Raw genomic sequence first — 7,981 nt, 5'->3', positions numbered from 1 at the left:
ACGGTCGTTCGCATCGAGTGGAAGCAGCCGATGGGGGCTAACGTGCCGACCTTCATGACCTCCATTCCGACTTTGTTCGTTTCGATCGAAAATCCGTATCATCTGTTGGATGTACCGCGGGTGAAGACCTATATTAACGCCTACAATTCGAACGATAATGTGCTGCAGGCGCTGATCGACAAGCTGATGGGACGGTCGGAGTTCAAGGGGACGAGTCCGGTTGACGCCTTCTGCGGCCTATGGGACGCCAAGCTCTAATCTGCTGCACATGATGGGATAGAGATAACACGGATAGGAGGAAGAAGGCGTTATGAACAAGCGGTACCAAGCGGTGATTTTTGATCTGGACGGCGTGATCGTTTCGACGGATCATTACCATTTCCTGGCGTGGTCTAAGCTCGCCGAGCAAGAGGGAATTGAATTTAACGAGCAGATCAACCACCGGCTGCGCGGCGTGAGCCGCATGGAGAGTCTGGAGATTATTCTGGAAAAGGCAAAAAAGAGTTATACGCAAGATGAGAAGCGCAAGCTGGCTGAACGAAAAAACGAGGTTTATCGCAGCCTGTTGGGGCAACTAAACGAAAACGATATGCTGCCGGGAGTGCCGGAAACCTTATCCGCTCTCCGCGAGCGGGGATACCAAATCGCCATCGGTTCATCGAGCAAAAATACGCCGGTAATTCTGGAGCGAATCGGCTTGTCCGGTTATTTCGATGCGGTTGCGGACGGGAACGGAATTGTACACAGCAAACCAGACCCGGAGGTATTCCTGCTAGCTGCCAGCCAATTAGGTGTTCCGTCTGCGGCCTGTCTTGTCGTAGAGGACGCAGAGGCGGGAGTCATTGCCGCCAAACGCGGCGGCATGGCGGTAGCGGCCATCGGCGAGGCGCGGAGCTGCAAGGAAGCAAATTATTCGTTGGAGACGATAGCAGATTTATTGCAGTATGTGTAAACGGAGAGACGGAAGCTTCAAAGTGTTACATTAAAAACGCATGTGGCCAATGCCGGAGGCGCTGTTCGAACAGCGCCTCCTCTTTGACGTGGAATGAGAGCTTGTCTGGTTTTTTTAGGCCAGGGCCATGAGGATTGGTTACGACACGAATCTCATGACCGCGACCATCATTAAATATCATCGCACGATGACATTTCTCTGAACGACACAGTGCCGTTCTACTTTTATTACATTTGACAGATGGATTTTTTACTTGTGGCGCTATACGGCACCTGATGTCACCGGTTCTTTTTGATCTAACGTATCAGTTAGCACCATCCACAATAATAGCAACAATTTATTAAACTACCTCCACTATTTACGCATCTTCTTATACAAGGATCATCTAAAGGGTTTCTAGGTCTAGGATAAGTATATGGATTTCCATACATCATTCCAGGATAGGAAGATGACTGTGGACTGTAAGGCACTGCTTGACTCATGCCATAAGATCCTGTAAATGAATGCCCTTGTGTAGGAAACTGTTTACATACCGGAATACATTCATAGGAATACCCACCCGCCGCTTTGCAATTCGCCATACATTGTTCATAGGTATGATATTGACGATTCAAAAACAACCACTCCTTATTTTAATCTTATTTTTCTTGATATTGTATGTGGCTGTGTGCTTTCTAGGTAATTGTCTATGTTTAATTGGGTAATTGCCTAGAGCGTGTCTTCAAACTACAACTTTATCCAAGAACATGGTAAATTCGGCAGCATTCTATGAGGGGGATTTTACCATTATGATTTTTAGATTGAAATGTATGCGGTTTCAATATATAATGCAAGCAAGCGCCTAAGAAATGCTTTTTCCGCACTATGTGGAAGCGCTTCTACAATTTAAAGAGACTGCGGCATAGGATTATTAGGAGGTGCTGTTTTGAAAAACAATTAGCAATTGATTTCACCAGAAGCAGAGGGGGGATTTTCGAAGTTTGTGGAAGCGCTTCCTCACAAAGGTGGACTTACCTTATTCAACGGACGGGAAGAATGGACAGAAGCACAACAGTTGTATTTTTTCATCTTAGAATATGGAGGTTAAAGCGATGAGCACAGCAAAGCCGCACTTAGCCAGTAAAAAAGAAATTTTTCAATATTCTTTGGGTGGGTTTGGTTCTAATATTTTATTTTACCTTCAGTTATCTTTTCTGATGTATTTCTATACCGATGTATTCGGTGTTTCTCCAACCACCGTAGGCTCTCTGTTCCTGGGGGTCAGACTTCTTGACGCCGTTTTCGATCCAATGATGGGAATACTCTCTGACCGTACCCGAACGAAGTGGGGAAAATATCGTCCTTATCTTATCTTTGGGGCGCCTCTGCTTGCGGCAGTAACGGTTCTGTTGTTCACTGCTCCCGATTTGAGCGCGTCGGGAAAAATCGTCTACGCCGCATTTACTTATTTGTCCTACTCTTTGATTTCTTCCCTGGTGAATGTTCCGTTTCACTCTTTGACAGCAATTATGAGTCAGGACCCGAATCAAACGACTACGATCTCTACAGCCAAACAGTTCATGGGACTGCCAGCAACAATTATCGTTAACGCGGCGGTTCTGCCGATGGTCGCTTTTTTCGGAAATGGACAACAGGGCTGGCTGCTGACAGCGATCATCCTTGCGGTCATCTCCTCATTCTCTTACTGGATTTGTGCAAGCGGTACCAAACGCCACGATATTATTAATAATAGAGCTTCCGAGCATATGCACCCCCCGATCAAAACACAGTTAAGCTTGGTAAGCAAAAACAAACCCTTGCTGATTTTGATGTTTTCAATGTTTCTGAATCTGGTAGCCACGACAACGAATGCTTCAGTCGCCGTTTATTTCTGGCAGTATAATGTAAATAACGTCAGCTTGTACTCGCAAATCTCATTATGGGGGCTCTTATTATCTGTCCCGATGTATGCTCTAATACCGTATTTCGCAAGGAAAATCGGGAAGAAAAACGTCTTTCTTTACGGCAGCATCGTTTCCGTCATTCCAACTCTGATTATCCTGCTAACCCCATATGAGAACGTTATGCTTTTGTTTATCGCTACGATTTTAAAGACTGTACTGGGCCCTTTCTCCGGGGCGATTGTTTGGGCGATGATTCCGGATTGCGTACAGTATGGAAATTGGAAAACAGGGATTCAGGGTGCCGGAACGGTAACCTCCTCCTGCGTGTTTGTGAATAAACTGGGGTCGGCGATCGGAGGCGTGCTGGCCGGGCTCATTTTGGGGGCGGTCGGCTATGTCGCAGGGCATACGCAAAGTCCGGAGGTGCTGCGGACCATACTCTACTTGTTTGCCGGGGTGCCGCTTATCGCCTACATCGGTACGGCCATTGTGCTGAAGTTCTACCATATCCCGCAAGAGGCTTTCCAAGGATTGATTACGGATCATCAGGAACCTTCTGTCACCGAGTAACCACCAATTCTGACAAGTGAAGCAATTTATTGAAAAAATATAGAGAATATTAGGTTTATTGGAAGGAGAGGTTATACAATGAAAGCGATTATGCTCATGTTTGACACTTTGAATCGGCGCATGCTTCCCACTTACGGGTGCGATTGGGTACATGCTCCAAATTTCAAAAGACTAGGCGAGAAAACGGTCATTTTTGATCACGCCTACGTTGGCAGCATGCCTTGCATGCCAGCGCGCCGGGAGCTGCACACGGGCAGACACAATTTTCTCCATCGGAGTTGGGGCCCCATGGAACCGTTCGATGATTCAATGCCGGAAATGCTGAAAAACAACGGCGTGTATTCACATTTGGTGACCGATCATCAGCACTATTGGGAAGATGGAGGAGGCACATATCATACCCGCTATAATTCGTTTGAACTGGTGCGGGGACAGGAAGGGGACCCTTGGAAAGGAGAGGTAGCCGATCCAGAGATGCCGGACATGATCGGGATGAAGGGAATGCACGGATTAATGCGGCAGGATTGGGTCAACCGGAAATATATTCGTGAAGAAAAGGATTTTCCTCAGGCACTGACGATGGAAAAAGGCCTGGATTTTATGCGCCAAAACCGGGATGAGGATCGCTGGTTTCTGCAAATTGAAACCTTTGATCCGCATGAACCGTTTTTTGCCCCGCAAAAGTACCGTGATTTGTATCCGCACGATTACAAGGGCAAACATTTCGATTGGCCTCCTTACGGACCGGTACAGGAAACTCAAGAAGAAATTGATCATGTCAGGTATGAATATGCGGCTTTGCTGAGCATGTGCGATCATTATTTAGGCAAAGTGCTTGACACCATGGATGAACTTGATATGTGGAAGGATACGATGCTGATCGTTAATACCGATCACGGTTATTTGCTTGGAGAACATGATTGGTGGGCCAAGTCGATTATGCCTTTTTATAATGAGATTGCACATATGCCGCTGTATATCTGGGATCCGCGCAGCGGAAAAGCCGGAGAACGAAGAAAAAGCCTTGTCCAGATGATCGATATGGCTCCAACACTGCTTCAATATTTCGGTTTGGAGGTTCCGCCGGATATGCAGGGGGAGGACCTTAAAGATACGATAGATCATGACAAGCGGATACGAGAAACAGCTTTGTACGGGATTCACGGCGGTCATGTGAATGTGACGGATGGCCGTTATGTTTACATGCGGGCGCCGGTTTCCAAGGATAACACACCGCTTTATAACTATACGCTGATGCCTACCCACATGCGTAGCAGATTTTCGGTCGAGGAGTTACAGGATATAAGCCTGCAGGAGCCTTTTTCGTTTACCAAGGGGGTACAGACGCTAAAAATAAAAGCTTCTGGTTATCAGCATCTCCATACATTTGGTACACTCCTGTATGATTTGAAGGCCGATCCTTTGCAGCAGCAGCCTCTTCAGAATCCGGAGCTGGAGAAACAAATGATCGACATGCTGAAAGAAAAGATGGAAGCAAACGAAGCTCCACCTGAACAGTATGTACGGTTAGGTATATAGTTCAGCCCATGTGGTCCAGCGCAGCGATTATCCGTTGGAGACGATAGAGAAACAAATAGTAAGCGTCAATGCCGGAGGCGCTGTCTCAATAGCGCCTCTCTTTGACGTGGGGCACGTATTTCTAGTTTCCTTCCCATTCCTGCAGCATCATGACGGCCGCCCCGGTGGCCACGGCCTCATCGGTAAGCAGCCCTTGGGTGAAGATCGGGCTGTACTCGGGATAATGGTAGGTGTTTTTCTTGGCGATCTCCAGTGCGGTATCGAATACCAGCGGATGAGCGCTGACAAGGGGGCCGCCCAAAATCACGTATTCGGGTTGAAGCGTATTGATCAAGTTGGCGAGTCCGATCCCCAGATAGGCAGCTGTTTCCGTAAATTGCTCTGTGACCAGCGGCTCGCCTTGCGCAAGGGCGTCGACCAGAGTGGCAAAGTTAACGCGATCTGGTGAAATAGTGGAAAGCAGGCTGCTGCGTCCGATTTTCAGCTGGGTGCGTACACGTTCCTCGAGCGCTGGCACTGACACGAAAGCCTCCAGTGCCCCGTAATTGCCTTTGTCCCGCAGCCTTGGTCCGTTGGCATGGATGATCATCTGGCCGACCGCCCCTTCGGTATCGACAGCTCCGCGGAGAATCTGGCCGCCGGACATCACGGCCGAGCGGATGTTTACGCCAGCATGTACGTAAAGGGCATGCTGGATATTCTCGGTTCGCAGCGCCCAATGTTCGCCGATTAACGCGGTGTTTGCCCCGTTGTCGAGTTTGGTCGGAATCTGCAGTTGCTCCGTAAGCATTTTGCAAATCGGAACGTTGTTCCAGGCAGAAGAGGGGAAGAATTCCGGTTCAAGAATCATTCCATTCTTTTGATCCAGCGGACCGACCGCCCCGATTCCCATGCCCAAGACGTCGCCGGGCGAAATTTCATGCTTGGCCAGAAATTCCCGGGCGCCTTTCGCCACGTGGTCGACCAAAAGCTCGGGCGTCATATTGTTGTCCATTTTCCAGCGGGACAAGGACAGAGTGTTGAGATGCATATCGTACAATCCTAGTGTGGAATAGATACGGGATATTTCCAAGCCGAACAGGTAACGGTATTTCGAATTGGTTTGGAACAGAATCGGCTTTCTGCCGCCTCTGGAGCTGCCGAGTCCTGAGACGATGATGAGCCCCTGTGAGGTCATCTCCTCAAGCAAGCGCGTCATGCTGCTGCTGGTCAGCGAAAAATGATTCAACAAATCGGCCTTGGAGACGGTCCCGAGATAGGAAATTCGATCATAAACCTGCTTTTTTATCGAAGGATTAGAATGAGTGATCATAGGTACTGCTCTCCATTTCCAAGTTAATTAGTCAGAATACTTTAAGTATAGCCGCATCGTTGTGTTATTTCCAGTTAACATCATCAGAATAATCAACATAATGCCAAAAAGGAATTTACCTGAACTAAAAACATCATTAAAAAAGCCTTTTTGTAAACATGCAAGAGTTTTTTTAATAATTTTATCAAAACTTTAATCCAAAATGAAATTAATATGCTATAATACAGGTAAATTCTCTTAGAAAACAAGACAGAAAAGGGTGAGTTCGGATGAACCATACGCTAACCCGGCAGATGAAACTCATATGGCAAATCTTCTGTGTTTTTTTTAAAATAGGTCCTTCCACGTTCGGGGGTGGCTATGCGATGATCGCGACGATCGAACAGGAGATTGTGCATAAAAAAGGATGGATGAACCAGGAAGAAATAGGGGATATGGTGTCCATTTCGGGCTCCGCTCCCGGCGGTGTGGCCGTCAATTCCGCGGCTTTCATCGGCTATCGCCTGGGTGGAATACCGGGCGCCGTGACGGCCGTAACTGCGATTACGCTGCCTACATTTATCATCGTTTTTCTCCTCAGCCTGCTCAGTGCCATTTTCAAAGATAACGTGAAAGTGGAAGCCGCATTGAAAGGCATTCATGCCGCGGTGATTTCCTTGATCATCGTAGCCGCCTTTAAGATGTGGAAAACATCCATCCTAGATGCCGCCACGCTGTTGATCGCGGTAGTTACGGTCGCGCTCCTTTTATTTACTAGCATTCATTCTTTCTATCTTATCCTAGGTGGTCCGATCGCCGGAATCGTAGTGGTTTTGAGCAAGCGAAAATGCGGGATGACCGTGCGGACAGAAAAAGCGCAGACCGAGGAGAAACGGGAACTCCATTTTCCTGAATATTACATCTAAAGGGTGATCATCTAATGCTTTGGCAGTTGTTTTTGGTCTTTATCAAGGTAGGGCTCATATCGTTTGGTGGCGGATACGCGGTCATGACGCTGATTCAACGGGAGGTGGCCGACAAGGGGTGGGTGAACGCCGGGGAATTTCAGGAGATCGTCGCTATGGCGGGCATGGCCCCAGGGTCCATTGCTACGAATGCCGCCACGCTGATTGGATATTCCGAAGGGGGCATTTGGGGGGCCATTGTGGCTACGATCGGTATCATTCTGCCGTCTCTTATCATCGTCATTCTGATAACAGCTTTCTTCCTGAGATTGCAAAGTAATGAATGGGTCAAGTCGTCGTTTTACGGTTTGCGTCCGATCGTTACAGGGTTGATTATATACGCTGCCATCCACTTCGGTCTCAGCGGGCGAAGTGAATCTTTACTGAGCTGGACAATGGCCGGAACGCTGCTGATCAGTGCCGGATGCCTCATCTTGGTGACCAAATTCAAAGTTCATCCCTTTGCGGTGATTCTGCTGTCAGCCGTCGCGGGAATCGTTCTGTTTTGATCAGGGGTCCCGCCAATATTTTAACAAAAATATACGCTAAACTAAGCGGTTATCGCTATTTCAGGGATATTTAGATTGGGATATATAGATGTATTGCCGGATGCGGTACGACTATTGGGTGCTTTAAGATTGATGGATGATTTGTTGTCAGATGACAAGAATATGTTCCGATTGCCGATATAGGAATATTATTACGTGCACTGAGAGCGCGAACCTGCTGAAATCCTTATCTGTTTTTTCGATAAACGTTCGAAGATACACCGGCATATTTT

6 protein-coding genes and 1 pseudogene are annotated in these 7,981 nt (G+C 47.6%); 6 read left to right on the top strand and 1 reads right to left on the bottom strand.

Annotated elements, in window-relative coordinates; all coding sequences use genetic code 11:
* The 4 genes and pseudogenes from KQI_RS0102110 to KQI_RS0102090 all read left to right on the top strand — a co-directional run.
* Positions 1 to 258, top strand: a pseudogene (locus KQI_RS0102110) (glycoside hydrolase family 3 protein); the annotation flags it as partial.
* Positions 259 to 310: 52 nt separating this feature from the next.
* The gene (gene pgmB, locus KQI_RS0102105; RefSeq protein WP_010345035.1) at positions 311 to 952 is read left to right on the top strand and encodes a beta-phosphoglucomutase; all 642 of its coding nucleotides are present in this window, start codon (positions 311 to 313) and stop codon (positions 950 to 952) included.
* A gap of 1,091 nt (positions 953 to 2,043) precedes the next feature.
* Positions 2,044 to 3,405 carry an MFS transporter gene (locus KQI_RS0102095; protein WP_010345034.1) on the top strand — a complete coding sequence of 454 codons (1,362 nt, stop codon included), beginning with the start codon at positions 2,044 to 2,046 and terminating at the stop codon, positions 3,403 to 3,405.
* Between the two features lie 78 nt (positions 3,406 to 3,483).
* A complete protein-coding gene (locus KQI_RS0102090; RefSeq protein ID WP_010345033.1) occupies positions 3,484 to 4,944 on the top strand; it encodes a sulfatase in 1,461 nt (486 codons plus the stop codon).
* Between the two features lie 121 nt (positions 4,945 to 5,065).
* Here KQI_RS0102090 and KQI_RS0102085 read toward each other — a convergent pair whose 3' ends face one another.
* Positions 5,066 to 6,256, bottom strand: a complete 1,191-nt coding sequence (locus KQI_RS0102085) for an ROK family protein (RefSeq protein WP_010345032.1) — start codon at positions 6,254 to 6,256, stop codon at positions 5,066 to 5,068.
* Positions 6,257 to 6,525: 269 nt separating this feature from the next.
* On the opposite strand from KQI_RS0102085, the gene KQI_RS0102080 reads away from it, so the two are divergent.
* Both KQI_RS0102080 and KQI_RS0102075 read left to right on the top strand, forming a co-directional pair.
* Positions 6,526 to 7,161: a chromate transporter gene (locus tag KQI_RS0102080; RefSeq protein WP_029389995.1), complete on the top strand. Its 636-nt coding sequence runs from the start codon at positions 6,526 to 6,528 to the stop codon at positions 7,159 to 7,161.
* A gap of 14 nt (positions 7,162 to 7,175) precedes the next feature.
* Positions 7,176 to 7,709 (top strand): chromate transporter, encoded by a 534-nt coding sequence (locus KQI_RS0102075; RefSeq protein ID WP_010345030.1) that lies wholly within the window; start codon positions 7,176 to 7,178, stop codon positions 7,707 to 7,709.
* Positions 7,710 to 7,981: the final 272 nt, after the last annotated feature.

The sequence above is a fragment of the Paenibacillus peoriae KCTC 3763 genome (assembly GCF_000236805.1).
In the GTDB taxonomy this organism is placed as follows: domain Bacteria; phylum Bacillota; class Bacilli; order Paenibacillales; family Paenibacillaceae; genus Paenibacillus; species Paenibacillus peoriae.
This window is presented reverse-complemented; position numbering and strand designations above follow the sequence as displayed.